13 protein-coding genes are annotated in these 16,839 nt (G+C 53.3%); 3 read left to right on the top strand and 10 right to left on the bottom strand.

The window, feature by feature from the left end; all coding sequences use genetic code 11:
* Positions 1 to 96 precede the first annotated feature (96 nt).
* Positions 97 to 501, top strand: a complete 405-nt coding sequence (locus MKY96_RS08705) for a CBS domain-containing protein (protein ID WP_340939815.1) — start codon at positions 97 to 99, stop codon at positions 499 to 501.
* A gap of 90 nt (positions 502 to 591) precedes the next feature.
* Here the strand turns inward: MKY96_RS08705 and map are convergent, their stop codons facing one another.
* From map to MKY96_RS08655, 10 genes are all read right to left on the bottom strand, one after another.
* Positions 592 to 1,338: a type I methionyl aminopeptidase gene (map, locus tag MKY96_RS08700; RefSeq protein WP_036733023.1), complete on the bottom strand. Its 747-nt coding sequence runs from the start codon at positions 1,336 to 1,338 to the stop codon at positions 592 to 594.
* Between the two features lie 212 nt (positions 1,339 to 1,550).
* Positions 1,551 to 2,639: an RNA-guided endonuclease InsQ/TnpB family protein gene (locus tag MKY96_RS08695; RefSeq protein WP_340939813.1), complete on the bottom strand. Its 1,089-nt coding sequence runs from the start codon at positions 2,637 to 2,639 to the stop codon at positions 1,551 to 1,553.
* On the bottom strand, positions 2,611 to 3,009 hold the full coding sequence (tnpA, locus tag MKY96_RS08690; protein ID WP_340752970.1) for an IS200/IS605 family transposase: 399 nt from the start codon (positions 3,007 to 3,009) through the stop codon (positions 2,611 to 2,613). Before tnpA ends, MKY96_RS08695 begins: the two co-directional genes overlap by 29 nt.
* A gap of 253 nt (positions 3,010 to 3,262) precedes the next feature.
* Positions 3,263 to 4,978, bottom strand: coding sequence for an assimilatory sulfite reductase (NADPH) hemoprotein subunit (cysI, locus tag MKY96_RS08685; protein ID WP_340939811.1), 1,716 nt, complete (start codon positions 4,976 to 4,978; stop codon positions 3,263 to 3,265).
* A 33-nt stretch (positions 4,979 to 5,011) separates the two neighbouring features.
* Complete coding sequence (locus MKY96_RS08680; protein ID WP_340944500.1) at positions 5,012 to 6,865, bottom strand: assimilatory sulfite reductase (NADPH) flavoprotein subunit; 1,854 nt, start codon at positions 6,863 to 6,865, stop codon at positions 5,012 to 5,014.
* Positions 6,866 to 7,115: 250 nt separating this feature from the next.
* Complete coding sequence (gene lspA, locus MKY96_RS08675; RefSeq protein WP_340939810.1) at positions 7,116 to 7,580, bottom strand: signal peptidase II; 465 nt, start codon at positions 7,578 to 7,580, stop codon at positions 7,116 to 7,118.
* Between the two features lie 262 nt (positions 7,581 to 7,842).
* Positions 7,843 to 8,817 carry an aldo/keto reductase gene (locus MKY96_RS08670; protein WP_340752967.1) on the bottom strand — a complete coding sequence of 325 codons (975 nt, stop codon included), beginning with the start codon at positions 8,815 to 8,817 and terminating at the stop codon, positions 7,843 to 7,845.
* A gap of 729 nt (positions 8,818 to 9,546) precedes the next feature.
* The gene (locus MKY96_RS08665; RefSeq protein WP_340939809.1) at positions 9,547 to 12,834 is read right to left on the bottom strand and encodes an ATP-binding protein; all 3,288 of its coding nucleotides are present in this window, start codon (positions 12,832 to 12,834) and stop codon (positions 9,547 to 9,549) included.
* Positions 12,821 to 13,192: a response regulator transcription factor gene (locus MKY96_RS08660; protein WP_076079258.1), complete on the bottom strand. Its 372-nt coding sequence runs from the start codon at positions 13,190 to 13,192 to the stop codon at positions 12,821 to 12,823. The genes MKY96_RS08665 and MKY96_RS08660 overlap by 14 nt, the downstream gene beginning before the upstream one ends.
* Before the next feature lie 49 nt (positions 13,193 to 13,241).
* On the bottom strand, positions 13,242 to 14,876 hold the full coding sequence (locus tag MKY96_RS08655) for a GGDEF domain-containing response regulator (protein ID WP_340939808.1): 1,635 nt from the start codon (positions 14,874 to 14,876) through the stop codon (positions 13,242 to 13,244).
* A 234-nt stretch (positions 14,877 to 15,110) separates the two neighbouring features.
* Between MKY96_RS08655 and MKY96_RS08650 the strand changes: the two genes are divergently transcribed.
* Both MKY96_RS08650 and MKY96_RS08645 read left to right on the top strand, forming a co-directional pair.
* On the top strand, positions 15,111 to 15,380 hold the full coding sequence (locus tag MKY96_RS08650) for an ACT domain-containing protein (RefSeq protein ID WP_036700808.1): 270 nt from the start codon (positions 15,111 to 15,113) through the stop codon (positions 15,378 to 15,380).
* A 23-nt stretch (positions 15,381 to 15,403) separates the two neighbouring features.
* Positions 15,404 to 16,762 (top strand): PFL family protein, encoded by a 1,359-nt coding sequence (locus MKY96_RS08645; protein WP_445322016.1) that lies wholly within the window; start codon positions 15,404 to 15,406, stop codon positions 16,760 to 16,762.
* Positions 16,763 to 16,839: the final 77 nt, after the last annotated feature.

The raw sequence follows: 16,839 nt of genomic DNA, 5'->3' as shown, positions 1-16,839 counted from the left end.
AAGTTGTAACCTGATTTTTAATGCGCTTACATCCTGTTCTATGTTTTAATTGTAATAACGTTATGTACTTCATCCTACTGTAAAGGAGACTAACCTATGGAAATTTCCTCATTTTTGCTGCCCAAGGATCAGGTTGCGTACATCACCTCCTCGATCTCCATGCGGGAAGCGCTGGAACAGCTGGAGAATCATTATTATTCGGCCATTCCGATTATTGACGATGCCGGTAAATATGTTGGGACCTTGTCGGAGGGCGATCTGCTATGGAAGCTGAAGAACACCGACGGTCTAAGCTTCGCGAATATGAACGAGGTGACCGTCGGCACCATTCAGCGTCATGTGCATAACGAGAGCGTCGAGATCCACGCGCAGATGGAGGATATGCTAACCCTGGCAGCAGACCAGAACTTCGTTCCGGTAGTGGACGGCAGCGGAATCTTCCTCGGTATCATCCGCCGCAAGGACATCATCGAGTATTACACACGCAATATTACGGATTAACTCAGGCGAAGCTGCAGCAAAGGCAGGACTGTCCTCCATGGACGGCCCTGCCTTTGCTGCGTCAAGCGGATCTGTATCCACTCAAGCCATTTACAGCTCTGTCAAAATAATCGTGCCCTGCGGGGTGACCGCCAGCGTATGCTCATACTGGGCTGACAGGCCTCCGTCAATAGTGCGTGCAGTCCATCCGTCGGCATCCACCTTGGTCCGGTAGCTGCCAGTATTGAGCATCGGCTCAATGGTGAACACCATGCCTTCTTTAATCCGCGGGCCTTTGCCTGCCGGGCCGTAATGAGGCACTTCAGGCGCTTCATGCATCTCGGAGCCAATTCCATGGCCGATGAAGTCCCGGACGACGGAATAACCGTTAGATTCGGCATAGACCTGGATAGCATGCGCTACGTCGCCTATGCGGTTGCCGGCTACAGCCTGCTCGATGCCTTTGAACAGCGATTCCTTGGTCGTCGCCAGCAATTTCTCCGCCTGCTCACTAATCGTACCCACCCCGTAGGACCAGGCCGAATCTGCCAGCCAGCCGTTCAGGTTGACTACCATGTCAATCGTTACAATATCTCCATCCTTCAGCTCCTCATGCTTCGGGAAGCCATGGCAGATGACATCATTCACAGACGCGCAGGTGGCATACGGGTAACCGTGATAGCCTTTTTGCTCCGGGGTTGCTCCTTGGGAGAGAATGAACTTCTCGGCAAACTGGTCGATCTCCCAGGTCGTAATTCCCGGCTTGATCAACCCGGCAATCTGCCGGTGGCATTCCGCCAGTATTTTGCCGGCTGCCCGCATCTTCTCAATCTCTTCCATCGATTTCATAATGATCATTCAATTCGCCTCTTCTGTACAGAATCCATTACTCACTATATATAATGGCTCTTGATTATAATGGTGTGTTGCTACTCTATATTATTTGAACTTCCACACCCTTAAAGGGCGGGATTCTTAGCTAGTTAGCAGGCGCATCCGTTTCCGCTTTGCCCTACTGCTAAGTTAAGGGCGAGTTCATTCGCCCATCCTAGATCAGAGCTTATAGCTATCTAGGCTGGTAGACTGTTACCATCTGCCACAGGTTGACGCATGATGTTGATGGCACCGACTCGATCCCGATGTGCTGTATAACCGCAGTCGCACTGATACGTTCGATCCTTTGCTTTGTTCCGCTGTCCACAAGAGGGACAGGTTTGCGAGGTGTATGCCGGATTCACTTCAACCACTTGGATTCCAGCAAGTGCCGCCTTATATCCGATGAACATTTGCAACTGATAGAACGACCATTGATGCAGATTTTTAGCGTTTTTACGACTTGTTCTTGTCGTCTTACGAATTTTAGTCAGTTTCTCCAGCTTGATGACAGACACCTTTTCTTGAATCGCCATATTCACGATCTGGCGGCTGATTTTGTGATTCTGATCTTTCATAAAACGACGTTCCTTGTCGTTCTGTTTACGGATCGCGGATAGCTTTTTAAGCTTTCCTAATTTGCGGCGATAGCTACTGTACTTACGGCGAACAAACTTGTTTTTACGTCCGTTTCCGCAAAATGTTGTCTTCCCGCTAGAAGTTACGACAACAGCAGGCACTTTCAAGCCTAAATCAACTCCCATCACTTCATGACCATCGGCTGGCTTAGTGGGGCATTCGATTGAAATTTGAACAAACCATTTCGCTGATTTTTGAACCACGCGCAGAAGTCCAAGCTTCCCATTCGAAAGGATGTCTCGCTCCCGATCCGAAAGAAGCGCAGGAACCACAAGACGTTGTACTTTTCCATCCAGGATTACTGGGAACGAAATGTTGTTGCCCCAAATCGTATAATTTTGATTGTTCACGTAGTACACCCTCTTTTGGAGAAGAGGTCGCTTCTTCGTTTTCTTGAACCGCTGAAATAGGCTTTTGGCGTCTCGAATCACTTGATTCTTTACGGCAGAGGGTAGATTGGCATGAACGGTTTTTGAAGTTAGTTTCGGAAACGTTCCAGACCTTTCAGCTTGCTCCGTTAATTCGTTGACGGTTCGAATATATTCGCCCCCCATATCTACTAATATAGACGGACGGGGTGGAAAAATGCGGATTTGAATCGTTACGGTTTGCAGGGTCTCACCCCCTTGTTTTTTGTCCCTCAACATATCGTTTGATCGTTTCGCTTGAAAAGTTCCCTGCCGTACTAACCAAGTATGAACGAGTCCAGAGGGATTGCAAGTGGTTCAAGTGCTTAAATTGTTCACGGAGGCGCCGGGAAGTGATTCCTTTGAGTTTCGCCATCAGTTCTGCAGGAGAATCGGTGGGCAGTGCGTTTAGAAAAATATGCACATGATCAGGCATGACTTCCATTGCTAATAGCTGCCAATCCTGTTCGGCACATATCTCTGTAACGATTTGCTTAAACTGAATCTCGACTTGATCGACTAGCACTTTACGTCTGTATCTAGGGCAAAAAACAAAATGATAGTTAATGAAGGATACGGTTGTTTTGGTATTTCTGTAAGCTTGTCTCATACCTAGATTGTAGCATTTAAACAATTTAACTGCTACAAGAACACGCGCTCATTTAGTACAATTTTTACAACATAAGGATGTTTATTGAACAAAGACGGTTCATCCCAACCCTAAAGGAGTGGGCTTTCTCGACCAATTTCTGTAAGGAAATTGCCAAAAATCCAAATTCGCACAACAATTAAGCCTGTCTTCCGCCAAAAAAAAGCAGAAAACAGGCTCATGCCTAACGTTCTTCCTCAATACGCGGCTGCGGTCAGTCGTGGAAATTGAGTCCCGAGGTAACCGCCTTGACATATCCGCTGCGGATCACATAATCCCCGAAGTGTTCACCAGCAATGCGTTCCTTGGCATAACCATGAATAATCGGCCCGAGGGTGTCTAGAATCTCCTGCTCGTCAATGTTCTCCTTGTACAGCTTGTTCAGCCGGTCTCCGGTAAAGCCTGCTCCCAGGTACATATTATACCTGCCCGGACCTTTGCCGATGAACGCAATCTCGCCGAGCGCCGGTCTGGCACAGCCGTTAGGGCAACCGGTCATACGGATGATAATCTCTTCATTCCGCAGCCCGGCTTCATCAATGATAACCTCCAGCTTATCCAGCAGGTGCGGCAGATAACGCTCCGCCTCCGCCATGGCCAGCCCGCAGGTCGGAAGCGCCACACAGGACATCGCACTTCTGCGAAGTGCGGAATGATGGGCTCCGTCTGTCAGCCCGTATTGCTTGGCAAGCTCCGTAATCTTACGCTTCTTCGCCTGGGTCACTCCGCCGATAATTAGGTTCTGGTTCGGGGTCAGCCGGAAGTCTCCGCTGTGAATCTTGGCAATCTCGCGCAGGCCGGTCATCAGCGGGTAGCCCTCCTGATCCTGAATCCGTCCGCTCTGGATATAGAGCGTCAGATTCCATTTGCCGTCCATCCCCTTCACCCAGCCATAGCGGTCGCCATTATGATCGAAGTGATAGCCGCGCGCCGGCTCCAGCGTCCAGCCCAGCCGGTCGTGCAGCTCTCCCTTGAACCAGTCCAGCCCGTGCCGGTCGATCGTGTACTTGAAGCGGGCATTCTTGCGGACCGAACGGTTGCCGTAATCCCGCTGGATCGTCACCGTCTTCTCCGCCAGATCAATCATCTGCTCCGGACGGCAGAAGCCGATGATCCGGCCCAATTGGGGATACGTATTCGTATCGCCGTGTGTCATGCCCATACCGCCGCCGACCGAGACGTTGAAGCCAGCCAGCTTGCCGTCCTCCAGAATGGCGATGAAGCCCAGATCCTGGGAGAATACATCTACATCATTGGACGGAGGCACCGCCAGGCCAATCTTGAATTTGCGGGGCAGGTAGACCGGGCCGTAGATCGGCTCAACCACCTTGCTGTCCACGACCTTTTCGCCGTCAAGCCAGATCTCATGATACGCGCGGGTACGCGGGGCAAGGTGATCGCTGATTTTGTTGGCCCACTCTTGAACCTCGGCATGAACCTCCGACTGATACGGGTTCGGACCGCTCATCACATTCCGGTTCACGTCACCGCAGGCCGCAAGTGTGGTCATCAGGGTGTCGTTGATCGTTCTGATCGTCTTCTTGAGATTCCACTTGAGCACCCCATGCATCTGAAAAGCCTGCCGCGTCGTCAGTCGCAGTGTCCCGTTGCCGTACTTATGGGCCAGCTCATCCATGACAAGCCACTGTGCCGCAGACGCCACACCGCCGGGCGCTACTACCCGCAGCATGAACTGGAAAGCCGGCTCCAGCTTGGAGCGTTCCCGCTCACTGCGCAGATCGCGGTCATCCTGCATGTAGCTGCCGTGGAATTTCAGCAGCCGGTTGTCATCCTCCGGCAGACCTCCTGTAATCGGATTGCTGAGGGTCTCGACAAGCGCCCCGCGCAGATAATTGCTCTCCAGCTTGATATGTTCAACATCACTCGGTGGTCCGCCAATCGGCTTCACCGCTGATTCATTGTTTGCCATTGCTGATTCTCTCCTCTTCCGCTTAAGTCCCGCTTAATAGACATCCCGCTGGTAACGCTGCTCCTGCTGAAGGGTCTCCAGATAGTCGGCAGCCGCTTCCGGGCTTAGTCCGCCTTCCTCCTGGATCACTGTAATCAGGGCGGAGTGGACATCATGGGCCATATGCTTCTCATCCCCGCATACATATACATGCGCCCCTTCCTGCAGCCAGCGGTACAGTTCCTTGCTCTGCTCCAGAATACGGTGCTGTACGTATACCTTCTCCTCAGTGTCGCGTGAGAAAGCCACATCCAGCCTGCTGAGGACACCGTCCTTCAGCATCCGCTGCCAGTCCGTCTGGTAGAGGAAGTCTGTAACGAAATGACGGTCTCCATAGAACAGCCAGGTTGGACCCTCAGCACCCTGCTCTTCACGCTCCTCCAGGAAGGAACGGAACGGGGCAACGCCCGTACCCGGACCGATCATAATGACCGGTACACTGGAATCAGCAGGCAGCTTGAAGTTCGGATTGTTCTGGATATATACCGGCAAGGTGGCACCCGGCTGTACACGCTCAGCACAGTGTACCGAACATACGCCGTAACGCTCACGGCCATGTGACTCATAACGCACAGCCCGCACCGTGAAGTGTACTTCATCCGGGTTGGCATTGTAGCTGCTGGCAATGGAATAGAGCCGGGCCGGAAGCTTGCGCAGGATGGTCACGAAGAGACTGGCCGGAGCCTCCCAGGGTCCGTAGTCTTGAATAAGATCCAGCAGATCCCGGCCCTGGATATATTCCTTCAGCTCCTGCTGCCCCCCGGGGGTCAGCAGTTCCTTAAGGGCAGGTGCGGAGGTAAGCCCGGCAGCCAGTTCCAGAAGGGGCTTGGTCAGCACCGTGATTTCGTAATGCCGCAGCAGCGCCTCCTGTAGCGTGCCTTCTTCCCCCTTCTTGTTCAGCGGAACACGTTCATTCGCATCCCAGCCCATAGCGGCAATGATATCTTCTACCAGCTGCGGGTGATTCTCGGGATAGACGCCAAGAGAATCACCCGGCTCAAAGGTAATATTCGATCCGGCAAGCGACAGCTCCAGATGGCGGGTCTCGCGGTCTGAGCCGCGGCCGTTCAGATTCAGATTCTCCAGTACTTCGGCATGGAAAGGATGATTTCGTGAATAGGCGGATTCCAGCGACTCTGCGCTCTCCGCAGCCTGAACCGCTGCATCCGCAATTCCTGCAGCATTCTGCGCACCGTTAAGCGCGCTGATGACCTGGCCGAACCAGTCGGCCACCGGCTCATCATAATCGAGGTCGCAATCTACACGCGGGCTGAGCCGCTGTGCGCCCAGCTCTTCCAGCTTCTGATCGAAGTCTTTGCCGGTCTGGCAGAAGAATTCATAGGAGGTATCGCCCAGCGCGAGTACCGAGAAGCGCAAGCCTGGAAGCTGCGGCGCTCTTTTGCTGTAGAGGAATTCATGGAAGGCACGGGCATTATCCGGCGGTTCCCCTTCGCCATGGGTGCTGACCAGCAGCAGCAGGTTCTCTGTCTTCTTCAGTCCATTCGGCTTGAAGCTGTTCATCGCGGACACCGTGACCTTGAAGCCCTGCTCCTCCAGCTTGCGGGAGAGGCTCACCGCCAGCCGCTGGCAGTTGCCGGTCTGGGAGCCGAACAATACGGTCACTTCACGCGATGCTTGCTGCGAAGCGGCTGTTGCCGGCTCTGCTGCTACTGCTGGAGCAGCGGGGGATACGGCCTGAACGCCTGATCCCTGGTTACCCTGCAGCGACAGGGCAGATAAGTACCCGCTTAACCATACCTGCTGTGAAGGTGTCAGCGTGGGCAGAAGCTGATTCAGCAGCTCTGCCTGGTTCTCATTAAAAGGACTGTTTGTAACTTGTAGTTGCAACAATATCGACCTCTCCTTAGCGTGCAATCTTCTTTCCTCTTAATATCATGAACTCAGGCTAACACAATACCGGCAATCGATCAACGAATCTTATAACAGGCATCATGTTCTTTAAAAGGTAAATACTTGCATAAAATGCACAAAACCCGGCTAAATCATAGTAAAATGCTCTGATTTAGCCGGGTTCATTACTAATTATGATAAGTTGCATTAGATAAAATGATAGACCGGAGACGTCTTTGCCTGCCATTTATAATAGTCTGCGGGTTGCTCTGTGCCGGAAATGGTCCACAAGCAGGTAGATTAGAATGAGAAGGCCTCCGGCATTGATCGCCAGATCGGCCAGATTCATAATCCCGCCACGATTCCCGAAGGCCAGGAAATCTGTAACCTGGTGGTAAACTGCCCGGTCGATGGCATTGCCGATTGCCCCGCCGACCAGAAAGCCGCTGGCTGCTTCGAGCAAGGGGCCGCGGATTTTGCCCTGGCGCCGGTAATAGAAGATTGCTGCTACAAAAATCACGGCCACAATCGCAAAATACTTCCCGAACCCCTGGAATGAGCTGAAGGCCGCGCCGCTGTTCTCATAGTATATAAACCGCAAATGCGGCGTCCAGGAAGGAAGCATCTCCCCAAGCTCCATATGGGTACGCACTATCCACTTGGTCGCCTGATCTAGCATCAGGACGAGGACAGCTATCAGATAAAAAAGCATCGGCAGTTCCCCTATCTTCTCTAGTTGTTCAACTCATGATCAGGGTCATAGTCATAGTCAAGGCCGTGGTCAAGGTCACTATTTGTCACAGAATCAGTCTACCACATTCATCTGGATACTTACAAAAATATAGCCGGACCATCCCATCAGGGACAGTCCGGCCGTTATTGGTTAGATGATTCCGTATCATTCAGCTGCTGCGGGATGTGCTGGGTTCCAAACCCTGCTTACCACAGGCATGGTTAACATTCGTTGGCTTCGCTTACCAGGCGTACGCTTCCGGTGCCGGCTTGCCCGGTCCCGGGAAGATCTCGTCCAGCTTCTTCAGCGTGGCCTCATCCAGCGTAATCTCGGTCACCCGCAGGGAGTCCTCGAACTGCTCCATCGTACGCGGCCCGATAATCGGTGCGGTCACAGCCGGATTCGCCAGTACCCAGGCCAGAGCGACCTGATCTTCATGCTCGCCCAGCTCCTTGCAGAGCGCGGAGAACTGCTCCAGCTGGCTGCGGTGCTGCTCCAGCTTGGCCGAACGGGCGCTGCGCACCCCGGTCTTGGCGAGCGCATTGCGTCCCAGCAGGCCTCCGGCCAGCGGACTCCACGGAATGACACCCAGGCCCAGCTCCTGTGAGGCTGGCAGCACTTCAAGCTCCGGCGTCCGTTCCAGCAGGTTGTAGAGATGCTGCTCGGAGACAAGACCTAGGAAATGGCGCTCCTTCGCCTTCGCCTGGGCAGCAGCAATATGCCAGCCTGCGAAGTTGCTGGAGCCGATATAGTCGGCTTTGCCCTGGGACACCAGGATCTCGAAGGCGCCCCACAGCTCGTCCCACGATACGTTCCGGTCGATATGATGCATCTGATATAGTTCAATATGATCGGTCTGCAGGCGCCGCAGCGAGCCTTCGAAATGCCGTCTGATCTTGTAGGCAGACAAGCCTGAGCCGGAATTGGGACCGTCCTGCTCGTCGAACATGTCATTGTAGACCTTGGTGGCCAGCACTACCTTCTCGCGCCGTCCGCCGCCCTGCTGAAACCAGCGGCCGATAATTTCCTCTGTCCAGCCCCGCCGGTCCTGGCCGCCGTACACATTCGCCGTATCGAAGAAATTAATTCCCGCATCGAGGGCCGCATCCATAATTCTGAAGGCTTCCTTCTCCTCCGTCTCCGGTCCGAAATTCATCGTCCCCAGACACAACTGGCTGACCTTTAACCCCGATTTACCCAAATAACTGTACTTCATCGCAATTCCTCCCTTTCACTCCTGCTAGATTGGCTGCTTCATATTCACTATAAACCTTAGAGTCCACTCTAAAGCAAGTTTTCCTGGGATACTTAAGACTAGAACTCAAAGCTTTGTCGTTGCTGGGGTGAACATTTGGCCCTCCGGCCGCTGCCCAGTTTGGAGCACAATGTCTGCTGTTTTCCACATACATTTAGACCACGTGCCTCCACCCGGTCCATTGTAATCGGTTTTCCACTTACATTTGCTCCACGTGCCCCAACCGAGCGCATTGTAATCGGTTTTTCGATTACATTTGGCCTAAACGCCCCCACCCGGCCGATTGTAATCGGTTTTCCACTTACATTTGAACCATGCGCCTCCACCCTGCCCATTGTAATCGGTTTTCCGATTACATTCGGCACATACGCTGGCACAGCAGCAAATGTATGCTGTTTCCCACATACATTCGGCCACGCGCCTTCCTCCAAGCACATTGTGGGTTTTTTCGCATACATTTAGCCCCGTCCCCTCGTTCGCCCTTTCACTTCCCATCGTCTCCTTCCCCCACCCGGGAGAACACCCAAATATACAAAAAACAAGCCCCCCGAAAGAGACTTGTTCCGCTATAACTTTAATCAATCGTATTATTGCGCTACCCATGTACTCACTAAGCACTCACTATACGCTCACTCTAGCTCTCACTCAGCACTTACTCAGCACTTACTCAGCACTTACTCAGCACCCACTCTAACTCTCACCAAGCGCCGACCCATGCCCGGCCTCACCGTTATCCGGGAACAGCACCTCGCCTGTCTTCAGCTGAATGTCCACAATCTCCTGAAGCGTACCCGACAGCTCGCCTGGCGGATAGGGCTTGGTCAGATATTTCTGCACATTATCCATCATGCTCTTATCGTCCTTGTCCAGCGCCGAGGAGATGACAATAGGCACCTTCTCGGTCCGGGGATCGTTCTTGAGCATGCGGATCAGATCCCAGCCGTCCAGCTCATCGCCCAGCATCAGATCGACAATGATCGCTACGAAGGGCGTTTTAACAGCCTGGTCAAAAGCTTTTTGCGGATGATAGTGATGTGTGACCCGGAAGCCCTTGCCCTTCAGCTCCTCCGAGAGCAGCAGGGACAGGCTGTAATCATCCTCCACAATCATCACATCCGGCTTCTGCTCCTTGCCAGCGCTCCATCTTAACGAATGTTCCTCCTCCGGGTGGCCGGTCTCCGCCTGCATCAGCGGAAGACGGAACCAGACCGTCGAGCCTTCGCCCTCCACGGATTCAATCCCGATCGTTCCCTTCTGCTTCTCTATAATCTCCTTGCAGATGGCCAAGCCCAATCCCGTACCGCCAATCCGCTTGGATGCACTATTGTCCACTCGGCGGAATTTCTGGAACAGTTGCCCGATCTGATTCCTCGGAATCCCGAGTCCGTGGTCCTGAATCCGTACCATAATCGATCCCGGTTCGTTATGAAGCATGACCTTCACTTCACCTGCGCCCGGCGAGAACTTGATCGCATTGCTCAGCAGGTTGGTCAGCACCTGGATAATCTTATCCTTGTCTACTTCAACCTCGGGATTCAGCGCCTCGTCCTCCAGCAGAATATGGTGGGTACCGCTCAGCTTGTACTGATCGATGACACTCAGGACCGTCTCGCTAAGGTTGACCTTCTCCACATTATACAGCTGTGTGCCGGACTCCATCCGCTGCAGGTCCAGGAAGTCGTTAATCAGCTCCGTCAGACGCTTGGCTTCCTTATGAATCGTCTCCAGATATTTCAGCTGCTTCTCCGGCTTCATGGTTTTGGACAGCAGCAGCTCCGTGAAGCCCAGTACACTCGACAGTGGCGTCCGCAGCTCATGGCTGACGGTGCTGACCAGCTCCGACTTCATCAGATCCAGCTCATACTCGCGGGTAATGTCCCGGTGGACGAACAGCGTCCCCACCCGGACCTCCCGGCGGAAGACCGGTATGGCATAGGCATCCACATGCTTCATATTTTCCTTGCCGATAGAATACTTCATCGCACTGGACTCAACAGTATGCTCAGACATCGCCTTCTGGTAGAAGCGCCCCAGCTCTTCCGATTCATTCACCCGGAGGGTGAAATGCTCCATCCAGCGCTCCTTGGGAATCAGCATGCCTTCCGTCCAGTCCTCATAGCTGAACAATTGGCTCAGGGCCTTGTTGATATGCTGAATGACACCGTCCGTGCTGACGAACTGGATGCCCTCATTGACATTGTTCACAATATCCTGATTCAGCTTGCGGCCATTCTCAATCTCCTCGTACATGAACAGGCGTTCAATGGCCAGGGCGACCCGGTTCATCATCCCCTGGATTTCGCTGGTCTCTTCCTCCGTGAACGGATGCCCGATACGGGTTCCGCAGAAGACCGCCAGAATCTCATCCTCAGCATTCACCACAGTCGTATAGTAGTCGTAACAATACACCTCATTGGCGGAGATCCCCTGCTCTCTGACCGAGCCCACCCGCTTCACCATATACGACTTTTCCACGCTCAGGCGGTACAGAATCTCCTTGCTGCCCTCACCGATGTACCGCTCCACATTCTCCGGCGGAACCCCTTTGACCACCGCTATCTTATCCTTGACCAGCAGGAAAAGACTGGAGTCGAACGAGTACAGACGGTTCATGAATTTGTTGAACTTGTCGGCGAATTCCTGCTTGTCCAGCGTATAGGTGATCTCATGGTTCAGCTGATTGTTAAGCTCCAGCATCATGGATGTCTGCTCCGTGCTTTTCAGCGTCTCCGCCAGCTCCTGCTGCACATTCTTCATCGAGGTGACATTATTAGCAATCAGGATATACTGGTAGATCTGGCCTTCATCGTTCAGATAAGGCATGATTGTCAGCTGCAGCCAGAGCGGCGAACCTTCCTTGGCCTTCAGCTCCGTCTCTCCGCTCCACACTCCGCCGGTCGATAGCTTGCGGATCATCTGCTCCACCTGTGATTCCGAAATATTATGCAGCTCAAACAACCGGTAGGTGTATCCGATTACCTCGGAGCTCTTGTACCCTGTGTAAACGCTCAGATTATCGTTCGCGTAAGTGAACACGCCTTTGTTCGACAGAATGCCGACGGCAGAGGTCTGATTCAGCGCCTTCATCATGCTCTCGATTTCACTGAGTGACCGCTCCAGTCTGTACTGCTGATCCTGCAGCTCGTCCTGCTGGGCGTGCAGCTCTTCATTCTGCATCATGAGCTCTTCCTCTTTGTCCTGGATGCTATGGGCCATATTCAGAAAGGCGTCATAGAGCCGCCCGATCTCATCCTGCTTATGCAGCTTACCGAGCAGAACCGCATCACCGGCCGCCAGCGAATTCGTTGCTTCCTCCAGCTTCACAATCGGATCGATGATAATTTTGAGCATCTGCCAGATCAGCAGCGTGAAGAACAGCAGCAGCAAGGTGCTAAGCAGAAAAGCAACAAAAGTGAACGTATCCGCCTGCCTGATGGAGCGGGAGTTCAGCTCATTCAGCAGCGCATCCGAATTGGCTTTGAATTGCTTCGTGTAGCCCAGGAATTCATTCACAGCCCGGGTACTGCCGCTCTGGGACAAGTTCCGGATTCCCTCGTAATCATTATTCTTCACTAAGAGCATCACTTCGGGCAGGGTCTGGCTCTTGTACTGTTCATAGAACACCTTGAGGTCATCTCTGTACCGGACTTCTTCTGGCGACAGCTTCAGGGAGGCGTACTGCTCCAGAATGCCGTCAAGCCCCTTAAGCGCAGCGTTCAGCAGCGCAAGCTCATTCTCACTCTGAGTAGCCACATAACCTCTCGCCCGGAAAAAGACCTCGCTGAGCGTCACCGCCAGCTCGTTGATCGTCGCCGTCTTATGTTGCAGCACTTCACGTTTCTGATCCAGCTGTTCCTGCTGGACATTGATATAGAAGACAAGCCCGATTCCTCCGGCCATAATGGCAACGAACAGCAGCAGAAGAATCCGGTAATATTTCGTTTTGATGCTCCGGTCGGCAACCTTAAGGTTTCTCACTCAGAATGTCCTCCACGAGCTGCAGCAGCTCCATCGGGCTGAACGGCTTAGGCATGAAATAACGGGCTCCCGCCTCCCTGGCCCGGTTACGGTCCATCTCCTGTGCCTTGGCGGTCAGCATCATTATCGGCGTCCGGCTCTTCAGCTCCCCATCCAGCTCGCACAGCACTTCAATCCCGGTCATGACGGGCATCATGTAATCCAGAATCACCAAGTCGTAAGGCTCTGCCGCCAGCCTGGCGAGCGCCTCGCCCCCATTCTCGGCGGTATGGGTCTCCACATTCTCGAGATCCTCCAGCGTATCCTCAATCAGCATGCGCAGAACCTCTTCATCATCTACAATCAGTACCTTTTGCACCATAGCTCACTCTCACCTTTCAGTCATCCCTGCTTGGGATGCATTGCATTTAGAACAGAAACCGGTGGGCCAGACGCTCAATCCGGGTCAGCAGCTCCGGCAGATGGAACGGCTTAATGACATAATCGTCCGCCCCCATCTGCAGCGCATGGATAATATCCCGCTGGTTATTGCGGCCGGTCAGCATGATCACGAGAATGTTCACCTCAGGATAGCCGCTGCGGATCTTCTCCAGTACCTCAAGCCCGTCAAGCCCCGGCATGACGCCGTCCAGCAGAATCACATACTTCTCTTCAGGAGCATACCAGTCCGATTTCAATAAAAGCGCGCCGTCCGCGTAACTCGCAACCTTCACTCTGGCGTTAGTCCCGGGCTGCCAGGCAGCGAAGTGGGTCGTCACCATTCTGCGGATCAGAGGATCATCATCCACAATAATGACATTCAGCAGCGTCTCGCGCTGGCCCAGCAGCAGATCCTGGCTGTACAGGGTGCTCTGGTTCCTGCCGTTATGCTTGCTGGCATAGAGCGCCAGATCCGCTTCCTCTACCAATATATCGGCATCCTGCATCTCTCCGTTAACCTCGGTCACTCCGCAGGAGAAGGTCACATGGAAGCTCTCACGTTTGGCCTGGAACTCCCGGGCGGCGAAGACCTCCTGAATCCGTTCCATCACAAGCAGCGCCTGCTCCGCGGGGGTATTGGGCATGAACAAGGCAAACTCCTCGCCGCCGTAGCGGCAGAAGGTATCCTCCGTACGGATGGACTGCTTCACCACCTCCGAGAAGCTCTGCAGCACCTCGTCCCCCATCAGATGCCCGTAAGTGTCGTTAACCTGCTTGAACAGATCCAGGTCCAGCAGAGCGAGGGAGAAGGTCCGGCCTGTCCGTCTGAAATCGGAGATCAGCTGCTTCATCGTCTGGTTGAAGTACTTGCGGTTGAACGCCCCGGTCAGCTCGTCGACAATGATCGATTCCTGCCACTCCTTTTTCAGCTCGAAGCGGTTCTTGATCAGAACCAGGAACAAATCGATATCCACCGGCTTTTGTATGTAATCCATAACACCCAGCGAATAGGCATACTTCTGAACCTCTATCGAATGCTCGCCGCTGATCATAATGATCGGAATCCGTTCTTTCTTAGCCTTGCCGATAATCTGCTTCAGCACATCAATCCCGCTGCGGTCCGGCAGCAGAATATCAAGGAGAATCAAATCCGGCTTGTTCTCATAAAAAAGCTTCAGTCCGCGTCCTGCCGACAACGCAATGCTGACATAATAGGACTCCCGCTCCAGCGATTCCCGCAAAAAAGCAACCAGCTCCACATCATCGTCCACGATCAGAATCTCATACTGCTGGTGGACATTGCAGTGGGATAATGCAATCCCGGGAGTCAACGGCGGCACCGCGCCCAATGATTCCCGCTCCTCGAACAGCTCCAGCACCGGATAGATATAATCGCCCCATTCTGCTTCCGTCCAGCTTCTATGGTGATCATCCGAGAAATAGAGCAGCGCATTGCCCGAGAAAGCCTCTACGGTATCGAGACCCACAGTGCCCGAGGTGCCCTTCAAATTATGCAGGAAACGATAAATATCCTTCTCCTCGACTGCTGACTGTTCCGACCATTTCTGCAGAGTTTCTCTCGTGCGCTCTTCAACCAGCTCTTTATATTTTCTCGTTGTCATAATAGCTCCTTATATCCAGCTTATCGTTCAAAACTCAAATAAATCATATTTCACATCAAGTGTCAACATTATTATACGCTCAGGAAAATGCAGGCTCAAATCTCTGATCAGCCCCGACACAAAAGCTTTGGTTGATAACCTATCCTTGATTTGACATAATAATTAAAATCGTTCATTCCGTTAATGCGGCAATGAGCGAAGATTTCAGACCATGGATAACGGGAGGCTTTTCAATTGAAGGGGATTATTACGGTACTCGGAAAAGACAAGGTAGGCATTATCGCCAAAGTGTGTACATACCTCGCAGAGCACAATCTGAACATTCTGGACATCTCCCAGACGATTGTGCAGGATTATTTCAACATGATGATGATCGTGGACATCTCTGCCCCCAGCAAGTCCTTCGAGGAGATTGTGGAGGAGCTTCAGCAGGTAGGGGAAGACATCGGTGTGGAAATCAAGCTGCAGCATGAGGATATCTTCAATATTATGCACCGGATTTAACCGGCGAGGGAGGAGCAAGGCTAGTGATCTCGATAGTAGAAGTTCAGGAGACGAATAAAATGATCCGGGAAATGAACCTGGATGTCCGCACCATTACGATGGGCATCAGCCTGATGGACTGCGCCCATACCGATATGAAGGTGTTCAATCAGAAGGTGTATGACAAAATCACCCGCTCTGCCGAGAAGCTCGTGAAGACGGGTGAGGATCTGGAGCGCCAATTCGGGGTGCCGATTGTCAACAAACGGATCTCCGTAACGCCGATTTCGATTGCTGCGGGAGCTGTACATACCGATACCTACGTGCCTGTCGCCCAGATTCTGGACAAGGCTGCCAAGGAGGTAGGCGTCAACTTCATCGGCGGGTATTCCGCGCTGGTGCAGAAGGGCTGTACGAAGGGCGACCGGATTCTGATTGACAGTATTCCGGAAGCGCTGGCGGTGACCGAGCGAGTCTGCTCCTCCGTCAACGTCGGCTCCTCGCGCAGCGGCATCAACATGGACGCGGTGAAGCTGATGGGCGACATCATTCTCCAGACGGCGGAGCGCACCAAGGACCGCGACTCCATCGGCTGTGCCAAGCTGGTTGTATTCTGCAATGCGGTCGAGGATAACCCGTTCATGGCCGGTGCCTTCCACGGGGTCGGCGAGCGGGAGTGTGTGATTAACGTTGGCGTGAGCGGTCCGGGTGTGATCAAGCGGGCGCTGGAAGAGGTCAAGGGACAGGACTTCGAAACCCTGTGCGAGACGATCAAGCGTACTGCCTTCAAGGTCACCCGTGTCGGCCAGCTGGTCGCACAGGAAGCCTCCAAGCGGCTGAATGTGCCCTTCGGCATCATCGACCTGTCGCTGGCCCCTACGCCCGAGATCGGCGATTCTATCGCAGAGATCTTCCAGGTCATGGGCCTTGAAGAAGCCGGGGCTCCCGGCACCACAGCAGCACTCGCCATTCTTAACGACAATGTCAAAAAAGGCGGAGTCATGGCCTCCTCCTATGTCGGCGGCTTAAGCGGCGCCTTCATCCCGGTCAGCGAAGACCACGGCATGATCCAGGCCGTCCAGCGGGGTGCGCTGACGCTGGAGAAGCTCGAAGCCATGACTTGTGTCTGCTCGGTAGGCCTGGACATGATTGCCATTCCCGGTAGCACCAGCAAAGAGACCCTCGCAGGCATCATTGCCGATGAAGCCGCCATCGGCATGGTCAACAACAAGACCACAGCGGTCCGCGTCATTCCGGTTATCGGTAAGGACGTCGGTGAAATAGTCGAATTCGGCGGTCTGCTCGGATATGCTCCAGTCATGGCTGTCAACCCGTTCAATTGTGCGGGCTTCGTCAACCGCGGCGGACGGATTCCCGCGCCGATTCACAGCTTCAAGAACTAAGTGAGTGTGCTTAATGTGACATATGTACCCCTGAATTTCACTGGGAGTTCTTCATTTCAACTAATAAAGACACGTTG

Source organism: Paenibacillus sp. FSL R7-0302, from assembly GCF_038006885.1.
Classification (GTDB): domain Bacteria; phylum Bacillota; class Bacilli; order Paenibacillales; family Paenibacillaceae; genus Paenibacillus_AQ.
This window is presented reverse-complemented; position numbering and strand designations above follow the sequence as displayed.